The sequence below is a fragment of the Roseobacter sp. EG26 genome (assembly GCF_049830555.1).
Taxonomy (GTDB): Bacteria; Pseudomonadota; Alphaproteobacteria; order Rhodobacterales; family Rhodobacteraceae; genus Roseobacter.
Map to the genome: position 1 here is coordinate 15,395 of NZ_JBNBLH010000014.1, position 20,214 is coordinate 35,608.

A 20,214-nucleotide genomic window follows, 5' to 3' on the forward strand; every position below is an offset into this window, starting at 1 on the left:
CAAGGAGTTTCTGATGACACAGCGCAAAGGCATCATTCTGGCGGGCGGCTCGGGCACACGGCTTTATCCGATCACCTTGGGGGTCTCCAAACAACTCCTGCCGATCTACGACAAGCCGATGATCTACTACCCGCTGTCGGTGCTGATGCTGGCGAATATCCGCGAGATTGCGATGATCACCACGCCCGAGGATCAGGCGCAGTTCCAGCGCATGCTGGGGGATGGGTCGCAATGGGGCATTTCGCTGACGTATATCGTGCAGCCCTCACCGGACGGGCTGGCGCAGGCTTTCATTCTGGCCGAAGATTTCCTGGATGGCGCGCCCTCAGCCCTGGTGTTGGGCGATAATATCTTCTTTGGTCAGGGCCTGCCGGCCCTGATGGCTGCTGCTGATGCGCAACCGCAAGGTGCCACCGTTTTTGGCTATCAGGTGGCTGATCCAGAACGCTACGGCGTGGTGGATTTTGACGACAATGGCGTGGTGCGCGGCATCATCGAAAAACCCAAGGTGCCGCCCTCGAACCACGCGGTGACGGGTCTTTATTTCGTCGATGGCACGGCTCCGGCCAAGGCGCGTAGCGTCAAACCGTCGGCCCGCGGCGAGGTGGAGATCACCACCCTGCTGGAGATGTACCTGGCCGAGGAAACCCTGACCGTGCAGCGGATGGGCCGCGGCTATGCCTGGCTCGACACCGGCACCCATGGCAGCCTTCTGGATGCGGGCAACTTCGTACGCACCATCGAGCAGCGTCAGGGCCAGCAAATCGGCAGCCCCGAAGAGATCGCCTTTGAACTGGGCTGGATCAGCCGCGAAGACCTGCACCGCGAAGCGGAAAAATATGCCAAGAATGATTATGGCACCTATCTGAGCAAGCTCTAACAAGGTCGGAAACACATCATGTCCGTCAAATTTGGCACAAGCGGTCTGCGCGGGTTGGTCTCGAGCATGACCCCCGATTTGATCACGGCCCATGTGCAGGCCTTTCTGGCCGCCTGTGATACCGGCGGTGTGCTTTGTGTCGGCCGGGACCTGCGACCTTCTTCACCCCGCATTGCGGATGACGTGATTGCCGCCGCCCGGGCCGCAGGAGCCCAGGTGATCGATTGCGGTGAGGTGCCCACACCGGCGCTGGCGCTGGCTGCACAGGCGGTGGACGGCGGCGCGGTGATGGTCACGGGCAGCCATATCCCGGCGGATCGCAACGGGTTGAAATTCTACGTGCGTGCAGGCGAGATCAGCAAGGCGGATGAGGTCGCGATCCTGGCGCATCTTGGGCAAGTCCCTGCACCCGACACCGCCGCTGGCGCGCTGGAACAAGACGGTACCGCCAATGATCGCTACATCGCGCGCTATGTGCAGGCCTTCGGAACGGACGCTCTGACCGGTCAACGCATCGGGCTTTACGCCCATAGTGCCGTGGGCCGGGATGTTCTGGCGCGGATTCTGACCGCACTTGGCGCTGAGGTCATTGAACTGGGCCGCTCGGAGAGTTTCATCCCCGTGGATACCGAAGCGGTGGACCCAACCGTGCGCGATCAGATCAGGCTCTGGGTCGCGGAACACGGGTTGGATGCGCTGGTCTCCACGGATGGCGATTCAGACCGCCCGCTGCTGGCCGATGAGAGCGGGCGCGTGATCCCCGGTGACATCCTGGGCCAGATCACCGCGGAAACCCTGGGGGCCGAGGTCATTGCCACACCGATCTCGTCGAACAGCGGGGTGACAATGAAAAACTTCGGAGAGGTACATCTGACGCAGATCGGCTCGCCTTATGTCATCGCGGCAATGGAGGCGACCGAAGGGGCCGTCGTGGGCTATGAGGCCAATGGTGGTTTCCTGCTGGGGTTCGAAGCACGAGGACCTGCGGGCGTGCTGGCACCGCTGGTCACACGCGACTGCACCCTGCCCATCCTGACCGTGCTCTATGCCAGCCGCGACGGAGGCATCGCCACCCGCGTCGCCAAGGAACCGCCCATCGTCACGGTCGCCGACCGGTTACAGAACGTAGAACAGGCAAAAAGCCGCGCGCTGCTGGATCAATGGCAAAACGATCCCGTAGCGCGTGCCGGATTTTTGGCCCTTCTCGGCAAAACAGAACGCGTCATGGACCTGACAGACGGGCTGCGCATGACAATGACAGACGGTGATGTGATCCACATCCGCCCTTCCGGCAACGCTCCTGAACTACGGCTCTATGTCGAAACAAAGGACATGAATTCCGGGGAAACCCTGCTTGCTACAGCCTTGGCGCAGCTCGCACGAGCATTGTGACAGGTATGGCAAAACTCTCCGCATCTGACCAACCAAAAAACGGCGCTGGCCTCCCTTCCGTCGCAGTTGTGGTCTTAACCTATAATCAGCAGGATTTTATTGAAGCTTGTCTGGAAAGCTTGGCCGCCCTCGACTATCCCGCCCTGAAAATCTGGGTGCTGGATGATGGGTCATCAGACGCAACTGCCGCACGGGTCACAAGCTTCATCGCAAACGCGTCAAAACCAATTGAATTTATTCAACAAGAAAACAGCGGTGGCCATATCTCCGGTAACCTGCAAACACTGTTGGATACTTCACGTGGGGACTACATCATGTTCATGTCCGGCGACGACATGCTGGGCCCCGCTTTTCCCCTGGGTCGCACGATCAAAATGCTAGAGGCAAATTCAAATATTGCCTTCATGCTACCGCGCGCGATTCCCTTTGCGGCAGACCCCACCATGCCGTTGCAGAACATCTATCTGCGCGGGATGCTCTCAATCTTAGAAACCGGAGATCCCCAGCGCATGCTGACGGATCACCTGCATGTTCAGGTCTCTCGCATCAACCTGCAGGGCATGGTGGTGCGCCGCGACATTACCGAACGCATGGGTGGCTTCGATACTAATCTAGTCGCGGACGACTATGCGTTTTCAATGCGGATATTCAACGAAATGATCCGGACTGGTATGCGCTTTCATTTCGATCCCGAGGCACTTTGGCTTTATCGTTTGCACGACACAAATGTGCACCGGGTGTCACGTCGCCAATTTACCCTCGTGGCGGAAGTTGTGGCGAAATACATCCCTTCCAAGTGTTGGTCCACGTTCAAGTGGGACACGATGGGCATGGACACGCTGGAGGATTGGTATTGGGCACAGCAAAAGGTCGAAACGCTTTTTGGCGCCGATCACGCGCCCCAGATTATCCGGTGTTTTGCAAATGCGTCGATCAAGGCAGCGAGACGGCGCCGCGACAGAACCGCTCTTTCGGCGTTTGCACGAATGAAAGAACTGAGCTTCAGACACCGCATTCATGCACTCTTGTCGTTGACCCTTTCGCATTTTATCTAGCTGAAGAGGTGGATTGTCGGAACCATGGACCTATTCAAAAGATTGCTGTTTCGGCTTGTCTTCGTGTTTCTCACAACTGTTACCGGATCAACCCCGTCTTGATGGTTCTGGCCATGCCATCTGACAGGCATGAAGAAGCTGCATGTACGAAAACCATCAATGTTTTTGTCATCATTATGATCATGACCGTTTCATCACGTAGTAGCTTGATAGTATTGTCGTGCAGAGGCCCCTATGATCTGCATATCAGGGGGTCAAAGATTACTGCGACAGATCGTACATTGAGAATCGTCAATGAGCTCCAGAACAAATATCCAGACTTTGTAAATGAAACGAATGCTTAGCTAATTATGACTGACTTTTCGGAGAGGCGCTTGCTTAAACCTCGGGTCTTGGTTGATATCGCATTGCAAGCACCATGGCATCCCAGCTCAAGTTTAACGGCAACGGTCTGCGCCCAACAAGCTGCGAACCGATGAAGATACCTTTGTGGAAGCTACAGCGTGAAGCGATGCGACCGATACGCAATCTCAAGGCACTTCCCGAAGATGTGCTCACGTTCCTTTTTGGAGCCCGCTACTATGATACGTTTCTGGCTCGGCACATCAGGCAAATACCAGGAGCGCAGCCGAAGAGCATGCGGCGTGCAGTTTATCTGATTTTCCCAGCTCACGGGCTGCTTGCATCCCATGAAAGGTGCCTGCGGTATCTGGACAAAAAGGGGGTAGCCACAACCGTTGTATCTAACCTGCCAATGTCAAAGGATGATCAAAGACGCGCACTGGCGTTGTGTCACAACTATATTGAACGCCCTAATTTTGGGTATGATTTTGGCGGGTACCGTGACGGCGTGCTCTCGTTGAAAGAAGAACTTACTGAGGTTAAGCAGCTGGTTTTGTTGAATGACTCTTCATGGTTCCCAATCATTGATACGACGGATTGGCTGGAAGATGTCAACGCATTAAACGTCGATTTTGCTGCCGCAGCCTCCAACTACGGCCTACCACGTCCTGACCCGGAAGCGTTTCGCGATATCGTTTTTGATTACCAAACGGATCACCCCAATTTTCACTACTGCTCTTATGCGCTGAGCTTTGGTGAACGCATGATCCAACATCCCCGCTTTTTGAAATATTGGCAGAGATTTCCCTTGAGCAATAGTAAAAAGCGCACGGTGCGGCGGGGTGAAATTGGCCTGACACAATGGGCTTTGAAAACCGGAATGACCCATGGTGCCACACTTGATATCGCGGGCATGGCGCAAAATCTCTCCCGATTGGATGAAAACCGGTTGCAACAGATTGCAGAGATGCTCATCGTGATGGATGACCGCAGAATGCGACAAGTTCAACAGGAGATGAACGATCAGCTTGGCGCAATGCCAAAAGCCGATATCGTCCGCTTTATTCTGGCAACGGCAGCACGTAAGGGCGTGAGTTATGCCACCGCCGAGTTCAATATTTTTAACTGCGGGTTTCCGTTCCTCAAGAAATCACCGGTATGGCTTGAAGAAGACACCTCCGACAAGACACTGCAAATACTTGAAAAGCTGAACACGCCCGCAGCGGCAGAGGCGCTGCGTGAAGCGCAAGATGTCCGGGCGCGCCGGTTTGCGCCCGCAAAATCTGAATGACCCGAGTGAGGAGACGCAAAGAGGATCGGCTGGAAAGCGCAGCTATCTTGGAGAGACGTCGGCTTTACATAGATGATATTCAACCTTAGCTACGAAACAGATCGCGCAAAATCAGAGCAGCATCCGCATGTTTGAGAAATTCAAAGCCAACCTGAATGGCAAAATGCTTGTGCGCCTTCTGCAGGAAAACCTGCGATTACAGACTACCACCTATGGTGTTGCTATCTGTGCGATGGTGGTGATTGCCGCCATGACGGCACTCACAGCTTGGATCATGCGGGACATTATCGATTCCATGATGGAATCCGGCAACCGTGCCCAGGTCTTTGCGGTTGCGGCCTCTGTTGCCGCGATCTTCACGGTAAAAGGGGCAGCAACCTATATTCAGGTCGTCTTTCTCAGCCGCGCCGGAAACAGCATTGTCGCGACCCAACAGCGTAAACTCTACAAACGCATTCTCGAACATGGTGTTGCCTTCTTCAGTGATCGTGATTCCTCGGATTTGCTCATGCGCGTGACTTATTCTGCGCAGGCCGCCCGCACAGTGATTGATACGATTGTAATGGGGTTTGTGCGGGATTTGTTGACGCTGATCGGCCTGATTGCCGTGATGGTGTATCAACAGCCCACGTTATCGCTCTTTTCTTTGATTTTTGGCCCGCTGGCGGTTTTGGGCATTCGTAAAATCCTGACTCGGGTCAGGAAAATCATGGAAGCGGAGATGACCTCGCTGGCCGAGATCATCAAAGTTATTCAGGAGACCTCCACAGGCATACGTGTGGTCAAGGCATTCGCTTTGGAAAACCGGATGGCTGATCGTATGAATGTAGCAGTTTCTTCTGTGGAAAGTCGGGCCAACGCCATTGCACGGCTCGAAGCAGCGACCAGCCCATTGATGGAAACGTTATCCGGTTTTGCGATTGCAGCAGTGGTCGCTTTGAGTGCAATCAGCTTTTTCGGCGATACCACAACAACGCCGGGAGAACTGATGTCTTTCGTGACAGCTCTGCTGATGGCCTACGAGCCGGCCAAGCGGCTGGCGCGCATGCGCATCAGCATCGAGGCAGGCATGATCGGTGTGGGTATGATGTATCACGTGCTCGACACGCCAATATCAGTCCAGCAGGCACCGGATGCCAAGGCACTCCCAGCAGGTGCGGGCACCGTCAGGTTTGATGATGTGGCCTTTGAATACAGCAATGGCCAGCCGGTGGTAAAAACGCTCGATATCACCTTTGAGGCAGGTAAGACCACAGCTCTCGTGGGCCCGTCCGGCGGGGGCAAATCAACGATCATGAACCTGATCATGCGCATGTATGATCCAACTCGCGGCAGCATTGAGATTGACGGCTGTGATCTGCGAGAGGCAACCTTCGCCTCCCTGAGGGAAAAAATTGCCTTTGTTGGTCAAGAGACGTTCCTCTTTTCCGGATCAATCAAGCAAAACATTGCGCTGGGGCGGGAGAGCGCAACGGAAGAAGAAGTGATTGATGCAGCCAAAGCTGCCAATGCGCATGACTTCATTTCAAAGATGGATGCGGGCTATGATACCGACGTCGGCGAGAATGGCTCCAACTTGTCAGGCGGGCAGCGCCAAAGGCTGGCGATTGCGCGTGCAATTCTGCGAAACAGCCCCATTCTATTGATGGATGAGGCGACAAGCGCGCTGGATTCTGAATCGGAATATTTAGTGAAAGAGGCGCTCGCGCATCTGACCAAAGGGCGCACAACAATCGTTATCGCGCATCGTTTGTCTACAGTTCTGAACGCGGATCGCATTGTCGTTATCAAGGACGGACAGGTCGAGGAACAAGGCAACCTGACAGAGTTGTTGGAACAGGGTGGTACTTTCCGCACTCTTTACGATCGTCAGTATAATAGCGAAAGCACAGGGGCCACCTCTGACATCGGAGCTCTGGATTAAGCGCGAGTTGCCCGAACAAAATGACCTGTATGTATCATATTGGATGCTCACAATTCCCATATGCTGAGAGGGCGCCATGAATTTACGCCGCAGCTTGATGAAACGGCTGGTTCGCTTGTCTGGGACATCAGGCTTAAAGAGATATGGCATATTCAAAGTGCTTGATGCTTTGGGGTACAAGACCGTGGAGGTCGCCTCTTATGATGATTTCGCCTCGGCAAAGTTGCCCGAGGTTGCTGGCGCCTCCGTCTCAGAGGTCTCCGGGCCTCGTCAATTGGACGAACCAGCCGTCGTGCATCGAGAGACGGTACCACCCCTGCATCCACTAGTATTTTCAGATGTCACGGTCAGGTCCGATTCCTCTGTCTTGTGTCAAGGGCGGCACGGATTTACGACCGCGCATGCTGTGGCGAACAGACATCGGATATCATGGGAAAACGGGAGAAGCTGTGCTTTCGATAGCGGTGGACGGCTGGCTTTCGAGACCCGGCCCGAGGAGCGAATACCCAAAGGTATCTGTGGTTTCGGGGAAGCCTCCTATAACTGGTATCACTGGCTGATTGAAATTTTGCCGACAATCATGATGGCCCAGAAGCTAGACGCAGGTTATGATGACTTGCCATTGCTGGTCCCCGAAGAAGCACTGACCAATGCGACATTTCGGGAGACGCTGGCATTTTTTCAGGGAAACCGCGAGATTGTGTCACTCAAGAAGACACATCAGTACCGCGTGGGGGAATTAATCTTTATTCCCCCGCCTGCATATGGCCCGTTCAATATGCACCGGGGGTATTGGCCAAATCCATCGGATTACAGCCAGAACATTGACGTCCTGAAGCAATTCCGTATGCGGATTCTAGATCAATTAGCCCTCCCCAAGAAAAACGATGGGCCGCGCCGCATCTTTCTGGCGCGCCCTGCAAACGCACGTCAGTATAATCAGGATGAACTCACCAATGCAGCGCACGATATGGGCTTTGATATTGTGCGGATGGAAACCCTCAGTTTTCGCGAACAAGCCCATCTGTTGCACGCGGCTGATCTGGTCGTCGGGCCTTCAGGAGCTGCTTGGGCTGGCTCCCTTTTCATGCGGCCCGGCACAAAGGGCCTGGCTTGGGTGCTGAAGGAATATAAGGGAGGCAGTTTCTTTTCAAACCTGTCGTGCGTTTCAGGCAGTCAGCTGGCGTATCTTCTCGTGGACGCGGATCAGGATATTTCTGGCACTCATGATGCAATTGCCGCGCCCTATACCGTGCCAGTAGATACTTTTGTCCAGCACGTTAAAGCGCTTGAGACGTAGCCGCTGGAGATGTGCCCTACATCTAAACCGGGATCCCTGAAGAGGAACTAGCCCTCAAATCCACATCTTGATGAAGTTATCAGCGATTACGGCTTCAAACGCACCCTTAAGGTCAGCTGTATCGCCTTACTTCTCTTCTGTGCAATGCGATTACTTGCGCTGACACACAAAAACAAAATACTCGAGGGGCAGGCCAAAGCAATCATCCTTGATAGTGCATTTTTGGAAATTCTCGAAGTGACTGCCAAAGGTTTCCTCAATATCCTCAAAAGACCTGAACTGCCGATAAATGCTGCCAGTTAAGATGCCCCATTTCCCCTGTCCCGCATTGAGGCGGATCAGATTGTTTTCGAGAAGCTCTGCTCCTTGCAGCGAAAAGCAGCCCGGTGCCGGTACACAGCAAACCAAATAAGCACCTGGCTTCGAAACGCGAGCATATTCAGCCACATGCTTTGAGAAATCAGATGCCTCGTTCTCCATGTAGTAGCAGGCATTCCACGAAAGCAAATAATCGAACATATTTGCCTCGAAGGGCAATTCCTGGTTATTGCCGACTCTGATATCGGCGCTAATGCGGTGATCAGACGCGGAGAGTTTGCCCATGGTAATTTCGCAGATCTCTTTGGAAATCTCCGTTGCGTAAACATCAAGTCCAAATCGATGGAGCGCTACAATATTTCGGCCATCGCCGCAGCTGATGTCACAAACTTTCTTGCCGGAGAAATCATGGGACATTTTCAGCCCAGGGTAGGTGCCGAGAAAAGATCTCACGACATACTCGTTCGGGAACAAATAGTTGTCCCTGAGTGACGTATAATAACTGTTCCAAATCTCAGCATTCAGATCTTGCTCATTTACCATCAGTTTATCCCATACCCACCGTACATATCGGCTTAGGTTCTACTTTAGCGATACTTCTAGGTGCGGAGGGATGGGTTCACAATAACCTATATGTGTGTCTGGGCCGCAGTTGTGTATTTGCCAGCCCATGCTAAGCACGAGGCACACGCTTTAGTGGAATTTCCTTAGAAGGCTGCTGGACAAAATAGCGGCATCAGGTCAGAGAGTAGTGCTCAAGAGCACGTCGCGACTCGCGGGTGATGTGGTGGAAAAACAGAAGGTTCCTACCTTTAAAAGAAAGCCCACGACAGGTTTTGCCTATGGAAACGCCACATGTCAGCGTGATGGTGATCACGTATAACCACGCCGCCTATATCCGCCAGGCTATTATGAGTGTGATTGAGCAGGAGGTCGATTTCTCGCTGGTTATCAATGTCATTGATGACTGTTCGACAGATGGCACTCAGGAGATCATTCGCACACTTAAACAAGAGTATCCTGACAAGATCGAGTTGTTCCTCAACGCCAAGAACATCGGCTACAAGGTTACCCAGAAGAACTTTTACCGAGGATTCAAAACACTCACCGGCACATATATGGCCATTCTCGAAGGTGATGACTATTGGTCCGACACAGGCAAGCTGCAAAAGCAGATAGATTTTCTTGAGAACAATCCTGAGTATGTCGCTTGTGCGCATAATGCTTTGAAAGTTTACGAGGATCGCGAAAAGGAACCCCATCTCTTCCTGCCGCCTCCTGACAAGGCATGCCATGATATTCATGATCTGATCATGATATCGAGCTACTTCCATACAACCACGCTGACCTATCGGAATGTCTTGAAGGATCGGGTGCCGGACCAGTTCATCAATCCGCTTTCCTGTGATCTCTTTGTAACAATGGCCCATGCCCAATATGGGTACATCAGATTTTTCTCCGATGATGTCATGTCCGTCTATCGGGACCATACAAACGGTCGGTTCTCTGGGATGGCCGAGGTCAAAGGATGGATTTTCAATATCGACGGCTTGCGGCAGTACAATAAATGGCTGGGGTATAAGTACCGCGACACGTTCAATGCTTCGATCTACCGGTACTGCACGCATCTTTTATCAAATGGAACCAGAGAGGGTGGCTTAACTTTCTTCAAATGGCTCAAGTACCGGGCGATCATGCGGTATTATCGCTATCTGTCGAAAAACCCCCATAAATCGTATCACTCCCCATCCGCTCTCATCAGACTGCTAAAACCATGACTTCAGCGAACTCCGGCACCATTGCAGTGATGCAACCCTATTTCTTTCCCTACGCAGGGTACTTTCGGTTGTTTGAACGCACAGAAACCTTCGTCATCTATGATTGCGTGCAGTTTCCGCGGCGGGGATGGGTACATCGGAATAAGCTTCCGGACCACAATGGCAATGAGATGTGGTTGACATTACCACTCCAAAAGGCGGCCCGTAATGTCCGCATCGCTGATTTGGAGTTCTCATCTGATGCGCGCCAGGACATGCACGAACGTCTCCGCAAATTCCCGCTGGAGAGCATCGACCCGGATTTGCGGCGCGATATCCTGGCGCGACTGGAGCGCGTTAACGGGCCGGTCATCGATTATCTGTCGAACATGCTGGAATGTGTTGTGAAACAGCTGGAACTGCCTTGGAATGTCATCCGATCCTCATCGCTTGATGTTCCAGAGACCTATCAAGGGCAGCATAGAATTCTGGAAATCCTTCGGCGCCTTAATGGTAAGCACTATGTCAACTCACCCGGGGGCATTGATCTCTATGATCCAGAGCTTTTCGCCGCACATGGCATTGAGCTGGAAATTCTTCCTAAATACGTAGGACCCTATGACTCCATGTTATCGAGACTATTGCTGGAGCAAGGCGCCGCGCTCCGTCAGGAGATAAAAAGTGACGGAGTTTTGCTGGCCCAGGGCGCAGGATAATTTAAACCTTGCTTGGCTGTAAGTACACGTGCAAATTGTATGATACTAACCCTGTGCTACTGCGCCGCTCAAAGCGGGTACGCCAAAAAAAGCGGGTTCCGGTGGGAATTTTTATCCCATATATCGCCCTTATACGGATGGTCTGAGGAAAATCAGGACCTCCTGAAGGTGAGAAATATTGAGTGCGAAAAGGTGGTCCGTGCGATATCCTCTTTTAAAGCCTAGGTTGCCAACGGCAGAAAAGTTATTGCCGTATTTACAACGTATCGACCAGAACGGCTGGTACACCAATCATGGGCCGATGCTGCAAGAGTTTGAAGCCCGACTGGCCGATCATTTTCAGCTCGAAGTAGACCAACTGACAACCTGTGCTAACGCAACGCTTGCGATTGCGCAGACACTGAAAGCTCTAGGCGTTGAAGAAGGCAGCCTTTGCGTCATGCCATCTTGGACGTTTGTTGCAACCCCTGCAGCCGCGAAATGGGCCTCTCTTGAGCCTTATTTTATGGATGTCGACCCAGAAACCTGGTTGATTTCACCGCAGGCCGTCAAAGAACTTTCCCGCACAAAAAACGTCGGGGCTATTGTTGTTGTGTCCGCCTTTGGCGCGCCCGTGGATTTGAGCCCCTGGGAGGAGTTGACGCGCGAAACCGGTATCCCTGTTGTGGTTGACGCCGCTGCCGGTTTTGACAGTTTCACACCCTACGCCCAGTGGTCCTCGACGATCCCTGTCATCATCAGCATGCATGCGACCAAAGTGTCAGGCATTGGCGAAGGCGCGCTTGTCCTCTGCTCAGATGCCGTCTTGGCAAAGCGGGTCGCAGCGTATGGAAATTTCGGCTTTGCAGGCGGTCGCCAGGCGATTGTTGAAGGCGCCAACACGAAGATGAGCGAATATGTGGCTGCATCCGGACTGGCCTTCATGACCGAGTGGCCTGTAAGGCGCGAGGAATGGGCGGAACTGACCGGGTGGTTTGCCACAGAGCTGGCGGCAACTCCGAATGTAAGCGCTGCGCCAGGTTTTGGCAGCGGTTGGATTTCTTCTTATGGGTTGGTCGTATTACAGGGAATTATCACCAGTGATGAAATGCAGCTACGTCTGAGCAATGAAGGTATTGAAAGCCGCCATTGGTGGGCAAAAGGATGCCATCGCCAGCCTGCCTATAAGGGGTGCCAGACAGGGCCCCTGGGCCAGACAGAGCGTCTGGCTGAAACTGTACTTGGCTTACCTTTCTGGCGCGGTATGACACAAAGCGACGTTGCAGACATTTTCCAAACCGTACGCAAAATCGTGGAGACAAAGACACCGGTTTCGGAAGAAGGTAATATACTGGAGCGAGTACTTCCTACTTGATGGGCTCTCTTACTTCACGAGGCCTATCCGAACAGGAAATTTCCAGGTGTTTTCGGAATTGCATTGCCAGCTTTTTGGCAAATATCCATACCTAAGAGGCCATACCATACTCCCCTTATTTCATCGCGTTGACCCTTGCGCATCAAAACCTGCGACTTGGTGCCTATGCGGTAGGATGGCTCTGTCCATAGGTCGATTTTCAATTTATAGGGGAGTGAAATATGCCCGGGGTCAATAGAATGAAAAAAGTAGTAATTTTTGGATGCGGCCAGGTCGCAGAAGTTGTGCATTACTACCTGACCCAAGAAGGCGGCCGCGATGTTGCTGCATTCACTGTTGATGAAGAGTTCCGCCCCTTTGATCGGCTATTGGATCTACCAGTTGTGAACTTTGGGACTATTGAAGAAACCTATCCCTCTGAGACACATGAGTTCTTTGTCGCCGTCAGTTTCAAAGGCGTCAACAAGTTGCGCGAAGAGAAAGTGGCTGCTGTCGAAAACAAGGGCTACGCTCTTACAAGCCATGTCAGCCCTGATGCGACGGTCTGGTCAGGGTTCAAGGCTGAGCCCAACACCATCATTATGGAACATAACGTCATCCAACCCTTCGTGACGGTGGGCCGCAATGTCATCATGTGGTCCGGAAACCATATCGGCCACCACTCTAAAATCGAAGATAACTGTTTCATCGCCTCTCATGTGGTGATTTCGGGAGCCGTAACGGTGGGCGCGGGCAGTTTTGTCGGGGTCAATGCAACCGTGCGGGATGGTGTCAGCATCGGCAGCAGGAGCGTTCTGGGCGCTGGCGCATTGGTGTTATCCGATTTGCCGGACAGCGCCGTGGTTATGGGGCAGGCAACCCCGGTTAGCAAAGTGCCCAGCCATCGTCTGCGTTCAATATAAGATAATTCAATAAGCGAGAAGCGAGATGAAGTGGCTGCGAAAAGGCAGAATATTTGATCCGGCGGAGCACCCGGATTGGGCGGGAACACATGCGCAGGTGCCGACACCGTTGCTCTACGACGATCGCGTCCGGGTGTTTTACGCCGACAGGTTCAGTGATGGCAGGAGCTATACCACCTACGTCGATCTCGAACGCGGCAACCTGTCGAATATGATCTATGCGCACAAAAAACCCATTCTCGATTTCGGCGCCCCTGGCACCTTTGATGATGATGGGGTGATGCCCAGTTGTGCCCTGCGCCGTGACGGGCAGGTCTATCTCTACTACAGCGGCTGGAACCGGGGGATGACGGTTCCCTACCGGAATTCCGTGGGGATTGCTGTTAGCGATGACGATGGCACCACCTTCCGAAGGCTCTATGAGGGGCCTGTGCTGGAGCGGTGCCCGACGGAGCCCTATATCGCCGTGACGCCAACAATCCTAAAGGAAGGGGATTTGTGGCGGATGTGGTACATCTCCGGCGTTCGCTGGGTGGATGTGAATGGCAAATACGAACCGGTCTATGTCATCAAATACGCCTCTTCTCGGGACGGCATCAGTTGGGACCGCCCCAATCATCTGTGCATTCCTCCCTCTCATGACACCGAAGCCTTTTCCCACCCGAACGTGGTCAAGGACGGCGACCTTTACCGGATGTGGTATTGCTTCAGAAACTCTCATGATTACCGCGATGGGGCAGGGGCCTACCGTATTGGATACGCGGAATCGTCAGATGGTCTCGACTGGACCCGAATGGATGACAAGGGCGGTCTGCAGACCACAGGAGAGGGCTGGGAAGCTACGATGACATGCTATCCCTACGCCCTGCAAATCGATGGACGCATTCACATGTTTTATAACGGAAACGGCTTTGGCCGCTCCGGATTTGGATATGCAATTCTAGAGGACGCTTAATGACCAGCGAAACACCTGCCCCAGAGGCGTCAACAGCACATGGGGAAACCTTTGATTTTCGCAACAAGCTGAGCGAGATGTTTGCCAGTTCGCCGCTACCGCCTGAAGATCTGATGTTCAATCTCGGGATGTACACCCGCAGTTCGCTCTTCGTGAAATTCCTGGTGCTGCATGACCTCTATAAAAGGTTTAAGCACGTCCCCGGGGTCATGATTGAATTCGGCACTTGGTGGGGCCAGAATCTTGTGTTGCTGGAAAATCTGCGCGCCATTCACGAACCCTTTAACAAACAGCGTACGATCATCGGTTTTGATACCTTCAGCGGATATCAGGATACGTCCGAAGTGGCGCAGGAATCCATTGATACGCACAGCGGTTACGAGACCGGGATGGACCACCAGGCCTATCTGGCCGAATTGCTGGAAGTGCATGAAGGCAATAATGCCTTTGGTCATATCCGTGGCAACCATAAGCTGGTGCGCGGTGACGTAACTGAAACGGCGCCGAAGTATTTCGAAGATCACCCCGAAACACTGGTCGCTTTTGCCTTTTTCGACATGGGGCCCTACGAGCCCACTATTGCCGCGCTCAACGCCATCAAGCCGCATCTGATGCCTGGCAGTGTCATTGTTTTTGATGAGCTGACCTGGGCTGGTGCGCCGGGTGAGGCGATTGCCTTCAAGGAGGTCTTTGCGGATATGAAATACAAGATCGAGAAATGCGAATTCTACCCCTCAAAAGCGATTGTGACAGTGCTATGAAACTCTCCCTGACTCTAGACCAATATGCCGACCAGATGCGCGACCGTGGATGGGTCATTCTGGAAGAGGCCGTCGCACCTGCATTGGTCGAAAAAATGGCCAACGACATCGAACGTGCCTGGGATGTCTGTAGTGCGATCATGGAGAAAAACGGCATTGCAACGGATGCCGACTTGACCGTGCACCACCTGATTGGTCAGCGCGACAGCTATCTGGAATTCATCGACACGATGGAGCCCCTGATGCCTTATCTGGAACATTACTTTGAGGGGAAGTTTATTCTCAACTCCTTTGGCGGGGCAATCAACACCCGGGCGCGCACTTCTTATGCGCAACGGGTGCACCGTGACATCCGATCTTATTCAGGGGACATGCCTCTGCTGCTCAACACGCTGGTCATGTTGGATGATTTCACGGCCGACAACGGAGCCACACATATGTTGTCAGGCTCTCACAAGGCCGAAGAGAAACCGGCAGACGAGGTATTCTATGCCAGTTCCGAACAGGCTATTGCCCCGGCGGGCAGCATCCTGATCTTCAACTCCAACGTCTGGCATGCTGGTGGTGATAATCGAACAGATACAGCCCGCCGATCTGTTACCCCGATGTATTGCAAACCATTCATCAAGCAGCAGTTCGATTATCCACGTGCTATGGGGTATGACATGATCGACAAGCTGAAACCGCATACGCGACAAATCCTCGGGTATAATGCCCGCGTGCCAGCCACGCTCGAAGAATGGTACCAGCCGCCTGAAAACCGGATGTACCGCGGAGATCAGGGGTAACACTATGCGCAATCTGAACGAAGAGTTTACCGACAACGAGCATCGGCAATATGCTTATGATTTCGACTACAAGATGCATGCTTATATGATGCGCAGCTTTCAGCCCTATTTGCCCAGCGGGCGCGCGGTTGAACTTGGGTGCTATCACGGCATGTTCACCGAGCGCCTGACTGGGTTTTACGATGACGTAAGCGTAGTCGAGGGAGCCAGCGATCTCATCGATATCGCGCGCACGCATGTTGGTGATAGCGTGACGTTCCATCACAGTATGTTTGAAGATTTTGAGCCCGAACAGCCCTTTGATGCGGCTTTCCTGATGCACACACTTGAGCATCTGGACGGCCCCGTCGAGGTGCTACGCCGCATCGGATCGTGGCTGAGCCCACAAGGCAAGCTCTTTGTCGCGGTACCGAACGCCCACGCCGCCTCCCGTCAGATCGCAGTGGGGATGGGCCTGATCAGCCATGCCAGTGCTGTCACCGAGGGTGAGGCGCTTCACGGCCACCGCTGCACCTACTCGATTGACACGCTGGTGGCAGATATCAAGGCGGCAGGGCTCCACGTCGAGGATTTTGGCGGCGTGATGTTCAAGCCACTGGCGAATTATCAATTCGACGCCTGTCTGCAAAATGGCACGGTTGATGATGCCTTCCTTGAGGGCTGCTACGTCCTTGGAAAACGATATCCTGACCTATGTGCCAGCATCTATGCGGTTTGCACACCGGCACCGCAGTAACGGAGACACCCTCATGAGCCTGATTAGCGAAGACACCCGCAAACAGTATTTGTCTGATGGCTATGCCATCCTGAAGGGCCTGCTGCCCGTGGATGAGCTGCAATCCATCAACGAGGAGATCAACGAGCTTTATGCCCTGCAGTTGCGCCATATGGGAATGGAAGCGGAATCCGGCAGTGCGCGGGAGGTCTTTCTGTCCAACGCCTCGCGTCTTCTGCAGGCAGATGTGCAAACCTATATTGCCACCTCGCGTAATTCCCAGATGTTGCCGTCCGTCCACAGGCTTTTGATCAGTGAACCAATCATGCAACTGGCGGAGGGGATGGGGCTTGAGTTTCCGGTACTCTCCACACGAGCGTCCATTCACGTCATGTCGGACGAGCTGAAGATTCCGGGCGGCTATCACAAGACGCCGCCGCATCAGGACTGGCGCAGCATTCAGGGCAGCCTCGACAACATGGTTCTGTGGATTCCCACCACCCCTGTGTCAGAAGAATCCCATGCGCTTGAAATCGTGCCTAAATCGCACCTGTTGGGGCTACTGCCGACAGTTGAGCACATCATGGTGCCCAGCGTGGAAGATCCCCGTATTACGGACGATATGTATGTCAAACTACCGGTCGAACCCGGCGACGTCATCGCATTTTCATCGTTCATGGTTCACAAGACCGGAGAGCAAGGAGATGGGTTGGCACGTATCGCGCTGAGCGGCAGGTTCAACAACGCTGCTGAGACAACATATCTGAATCACGGATACCCATCGCCTTATTCTTACTCTTATCGCAAGGATCTGATCTACGAAGATTTCCCGACCAAGGAAGACATGGAAACGGTTTTTCCTGAGGCGAGATGAGTGCTTTAAAGCGGCTCTGGGGTCGACTGTCCGGAAGACATCGTGCACAGGCGAAAACCTATTCGGCTGTGCTGGCAAAACGCGCGAGTCTGACAGTTCCAAAGAAACCACCAACGCTGCGTGACGTGCGTGATGCGGTCCGTGATGGCAGCTACAAGAGAGCCGAAGCTTATTGCAGAGCTATTCTTGCAAAAGATGACGTATCCCCAGCATTTTACTGGCTGGGATTTATTGCGCTAGAAACAGGGCGATATGATCTGGCCGTTCAAATGTGTCAGAAGGCGCAAGCGCGGGGGTTCAGGAAGTGGCAGAACGATCATGTTCTAGGCAAAGCACTGCATCATCTGGAGCTGTTCGAAGAGGCTTTTGATGCCGCAAAAGCGGCGGCCTTTGCATCGAAGGGCGATCCACGCACCGTAACTCTGATGTTAGAGACTGCTCTGCTGTCACAGCCTTTCGCAATTGCTGTCGAAATTTACGCCAAAACGTCCAAAATGTTTCCTGATCAGGATTTTTCCAGGGCATGGAAGCAGCTTATTTTTGAACATGGGGACCCTTCTCACCCGCGCCCTGAAAAGAGCACGGAATATACTTTAACATCGGTGCGTGCCTGGACGGAAAAAAAGGGGCATCCATGCATACCTGTAGAGAATTTGGGGGATATCCCTGCTACCGCCCCTGATACGATTGGCTGCACGCGCGCCGATCTGAAGGTGGCGGTCCGCGTTCCAGATCCCTATGTAGCAGATTTGCACGATGTTAGGATCTTTGCGCGCTCCAATATTATTGTAACCGCAGATGGTTATGCGTTGGATGAAACCAGTACGCACCCCAAGTATGGGGAATTCGTCCTGCATACTGCGGACAATGCTGTACTAGGGCAGCGTGAAGATAAATTGCTGATCGAGGACGGCGCCTTCGAAATGCACAACATCGACGCAGGGATTATGCTGTCAGGCACTGCAAGCAATGCTTTTGGTCATTGGTTGCCCGAATTCCTGCCAAAACTCCAGTTTTTGGAACGACACCCCGAATTCAGGCACCTGCCCCTTATTGTAGATGCTGACATGCCCCAGAGCCACTTTGATTATTTGACCTGTATTGCACCAAATGATCTTCTCAAAATGCCTGCTGGAACAGGGCTACATTGCCAACGGTTGATCTACGCACCACCTCCGACATTCTTCCCTGTTCATCTCAAGCCCCACAATATTCCACAGCACGAGATTTGCCCTATAGCGCCTGCGACCTATCGCTATCTGAAACGAAAGGTCGAAGAGAAGCTGGGCGTTCATCCACAAAGTGGTGGTAAATATTATCTAACCAGACGCAACATGAAATGGCGGCGTTTGCGAAACGATGCTGAAATCGCAGGTCTGGCCGGGAAGTACGGGTTTGAAACGGTCGAGATCGAGCGCCTGAGCTTCAAAGAGCAAGTGCGGTTGTTTCAAAGTGCGACCGACATTATCGCTCCGAACGGCTCCTCCATGCAGGGCATCATTTTCTCTGACCCATCGGTAAACCTGCTGGTCATTTCGCAGGACTTCATTGCGAACCTTGCTGCTTTCAATGCACAAATTGGTGCCCTTGGTTATCAATCTACCTTTCTGTGCGGACCGAGCGTCGGAGATATGGAACTGAAGCATTCAGATTATGTGGTAGATCCCGAACAGTTGGAACGCTACCTTTTACAGAGCCAAAAAAACAATTGAAGCAGTATACAAGACCAGAAGGGTTCAGAGCGTAGACATTCTGGTTTTCCCGATAATATCTGCGGAAATAACCACTACAGTGGTCAGTTCCTCTACCCTGCTTCGGCAATTGCCGAAGTATGCACTGCAAGGTCTCTGTTGAACCGCGCCCGCGTGTATTCGAAGAAAACATCCTGATCATCATGCCCGGTTTCAACCGCGCCAAACCGTCTGTGAAACGCCAAGGTACGTTCATTGTCCTTGCGTACATCAAACTTCGAAACCCGCAGTCCAAGACAGTCAAATCCGATCTTATAGACCAGTACTGCGCTTTCCAGTGCAGCCTTTGCCGGTTTGTTCTGATCCAGAATCCAACTACCCCACGTGAATTGCTCCGCCGTGATGTCGTAAAGGCGCACCAACCCGCAAGGAGTGGCGTCTGCGCAGCGCTCAATCAGATAATAGTATTCAAGTCCCGCTGCCTCGCGGTTTTTATAGCGTTCGAGCCACGCATGCTGATCGGCCACCGTTCCGGCAACTACGGACAAATGCGTATTATATCTGGGATCAACGCGCAGTGCATGAATATAGGCAGCATCCTTGGGTACAGCCAGCCTGAGGGAAAGCTTTATGCCGTCTTTGCGGTGCAGGTTGGGTTGGATCATCGTGGCAATCCGCTGCGGTCAGGTATTTGCAGCGCCGCAAGATATTCATCCCAATCCCTTATGTAATCACTCTCGTCATAAGCCTCTGAGGCGAGAACCATGCAAACCGCTCCAGAGGAAAAATTATCGAGGTATCGCCACATCATCGGGCAAACATAAATGCCGTAATAGGACCGGTTGAGATGAAATCTGCGGTCATTCGTGCCATCTTTAAGCAGCAGATCAAAGCTGCCAGACATGCAGACCACGAACTGATGCAGGTTTTTATGGGCGTGCTCGCCCCGGTCTGATCCACCTGGCACGTCATAAAGGTAATAAACCCGTTTGATGTCAAAGGGGATGTGGTTACCCCCTTCCACGAATGTCAGGTTCCCGCGCTGGTCTGTGATTTTGGGTAAGTTTATTTGGCGACAGTCAGATAAGGGCATGGGTACATCATTCAATTTACCATGGACAACGTATTTGATTGAGGCCAGCGCCACAAGGTCACTTCGGCATCCAGGATCTGTTCTAAATGACTGTCAAAGAAGGTTT

19 protein-coding genes are annotated in these 20,214 nt (G+C 52.9%); 16 read left to right on the forward strand and 3 right to left on the reverse strand.

From position 1 onward, the window contains the following. The first annotated feature begins 13 nt into the window (after window positions 1–13). The 6 genes from rfbA (at window position 14) to ACOTTU_RS21705 (ending at window position 8,184) form a co-directional block, all read left to right on the forward strand. Window positions 14–880: a glucose-1-phosphate thymidylyltransferase RfbA gene (gene rfbA / locus ACOTTU_RS21680; protein ID WP_425661106.1), complete on the forward strand. Its 867-nt coding sequence runs from the start codon at window positions 14–16 to the stop codon at window positions 878–880. An 18-nt stretch (window positions 881–898) separates the two neighbouring features. After that, entirely contained in the window at window positions 899–2,272 is a 1,374-nt protein-coding gene (locus ACOTTU_RS21685) for a phosphomannomutase (protein WP_425661108.1), read from the forward strand. A 5-nt stretch (window positions 2,273–2,277) separates the two neighbouring features. Continuing rightward, window positions 2,278–3,327 carry a glycosyltransferase gene (locus ACOTTU_RS21690; RefSeq protein WP_425661110.1) on the forward strand — a complete coding sequence of 350 codons (1,050 nt, stop codon included), beginning with the start codon at window positions 2,278–2,280 and terminating at the stop codon, window positions 3,325–3,327. Between the two features lie 418 nt (window positions 3,328–3,745). Then, a complete protein-coding gene (locus ACOTTU_RS21695; protein ID WP_425661112.1) occupies window positions 3,746–4,960 on the forward strand; it encodes a rhamnan synthesis F family protein in 1,215 nt (404 codons plus the stop codon). 127 nt (window positions 4,961–5,087) lie between these two features. After that, window positions 5,088–6,884, forward strand: coding sequence for an ABC transporter ATP-binding protein (locus ACOTTU_RS21700; RefSeq protein ID WP_425661114.1), 1,797 nt, complete (start codon window positions 5,088–5,090; stop codon window positions 6,882–6,884). A 406-nt stretch (window positions 6,885–7,290) separates the two neighbouring features. Next, the gene (locus tag ACOTTU_RS21705) at window positions 7,291–8,184 is read left to right on the forward strand and encodes a glycosyltransferase family 61 protein (RefSeq protein WP_425661116.1); all 894 of its coding nucleotides are present in this window, start codon (window positions 7,291–7,293) and stop codon (window positions 8,182–8,184) included. Window positions 8,185–8,334: 150 nt separating this feature from the next. Here the strand turns inward: ACOTTU_RS21705 and ACOTTU_RS21710 are convergent, their stop codons facing one another. After that, window positions 8,335–9,045: a class I SAM-dependent methyltransferase gene (locus ACOTTU_RS21710; RefSeq protein WP_425661118.1), complete on the reverse strand. Its 711-nt coding sequence runs from the start codon at window positions 9,043–9,045 to the stop codon at window positions 8,335–8,337. A gap of 299 nt (window positions 9,046–9,344) precedes the next feature. Between ACOTTU_RS21710 and ACOTTU_RS21715 the strand changes: the two genes are divergently transcribed. The 10 genes from ACOTTU_RS21715 to ACOTTU_RS21760 all read left to right on the forward strand — a co-directional run bounded on the left by ACOTTU_RS21715 (window position 9,345) and on the right by ACOTTU_RS21760 (window position 19,036). Continuing rightward, window positions 9,345–10,280: a glycosyltransferase family 2 protein gene (locus tag ACOTTU_RS21715; protein ID WP_425661120.1), complete on the forward strand. Its 936-nt coding sequence runs from the start codon at window positions 9,345–9,347 to the stop codon at window positions 10,278–10,280. Between the two features lie 29 nt (window positions 10,281–10,309). After that, window positions 10,310–10,975, forward strand: a complete 666-nt coding sequence (locus tag ACOTTU_RS21720) for a WbqC family protein (protein WP_425661222.1) — start codon at window positions 10,310–10,312, stop codon at window positions 10,973–10,975. Window positions 10,976–11,222: 247 nt separating this feature from the next. Continuing rightward, on the forward strand, window positions 11,223–12,329 hold the full coding sequence (locus ACOTTU_RS21725) for a DegT/DnrJ/EryC1/StrS family aminotransferase (protein ID WP_425661122.1): 1,107 nt from the start codon (window positions 11,223–11,225) through the stop codon (window positions 12,327–12,329). A 239-nt stretch (window positions 12,330–12,568) separates the two neighbouring features. After that, on the forward strand, window positions 12,569–13,231 hold the full coding sequence (locus ACOTTU_RS21730) for an acetyltransferase (protein ID WP_425661124.1): 663 nt from the start codon (window positions 12,569–12,571) through the stop codon (window positions 13,229–13,231). 25 nt (window positions 13,232–13,256) lie between these two features. Beyond that, window positions 13,257–14,186 carry a hypothetical protein gene (locus tag ACOTTU_RS21735; protein ID WP_425661126.1) on the forward strand — a complete coding sequence of 310 codons (930 nt, stop codon included), beginning with the start codon at window positions 13,257–13,259 and terminating at the stop codon, window positions 14,184–14,186. Next, window positions 14,186–14,947, forward strand: a complete 762-nt coding sequence (locus tag ACOTTU_RS21740; protein WP_425661128.1) for a TylF/MycF/NovP-related O-methyltransferase — start codon at window positions 14,186–14,188, stop codon at window positions 14,945–14,947. The genes ACOTTU_RS21735 and ACOTTU_RS21740 overlap by 1 nt, the downstream gene beginning before the upstream one ends. Beyond that, complete coding sequence (locus tag ACOTTU_RS21745; protein ID WP_425661130.1) at window positions 14,944–15,735, forward strand: phytanoyl-CoA dioxygenase family protein; 792 nt, start codon at window positions 14,944–14,946, stop codon at window positions 15,733–15,735. The genes ACOTTU_RS21740 and ACOTTU_RS21745 overlap by 4 nt, the downstream gene beginning before the upstream one ends. A 4-nt stretch (window positions 15,736–15,739) precedes the next feature. After that, entirely contained in the window at window positions 15,740–16,471 is a 732-nt protein-coding gene (locus tag ACOTTU_RS21750; protein WP_425661132.1) for a class I SAM-dependent methyltransferase, read from the forward strand. A 13-nt stretch (window positions 16,472–16,484) separates the two neighbouring features. Further along, on the forward strand, window positions 16,485–17,324 hold the full coding sequence (locus tag ACOTTU_RS21755; protein ID WP_425661134.1) for a phytanoyl-CoA dioxygenase family protein: 840 nt from the start codon (window positions 16,485–16,487) through the stop codon (window positions 17,322–17,324). Further along, window positions 17,321–19,036, forward strand: a complete 1,716-nt coding sequence (locus ACOTTU_RS21760; protein WP_425661136.1) for a glycosyltransferase 61 family protein — start codon at window positions 17,321–17,323, stop codon at window positions 19,034–19,036. The genes ACOTTU_RS21755 and ACOTTU_RS21760 overlap by 4 nt, the downstream gene beginning before the upstream one ends. A 92-nt stretch (window positions 19,037–19,128) precedes the next feature. Here ACOTTU_RS21760 and ACOTTU_RS21765 read toward each other — a convergent pair whose 3' ends face one another. Further along, the gene (locus tag ACOTTU_RS21765; RefSeq protein ID WP_425661138.1) at window positions 19,129–19,680 is read right to left on the reverse strand and encodes a GNAT family N-acetyltransferase; all 552 of its coding nucleotides are present in this window, start codon (window positions 19,678–19,680) and stop codon (window positions 19,129–19,131) included. Then, window positions 19,677–20,108, reverse strand: coding sequence for a sugar 3,4-ketoisomerase (locus ACOTTU_RS21770; RefSeq protein WP_425661140.1), 432 nt, complete (start codon window positions 20,106–20,108; stop codon window positions 19,677–19,679). Before ACOTTU_RS21770 ends, ACOTTU_RS21765 begins: the two co-directional genes overlap by 4 nt. Window positions 20,109–20,214 lie beyond the last annotated feature (106 nt).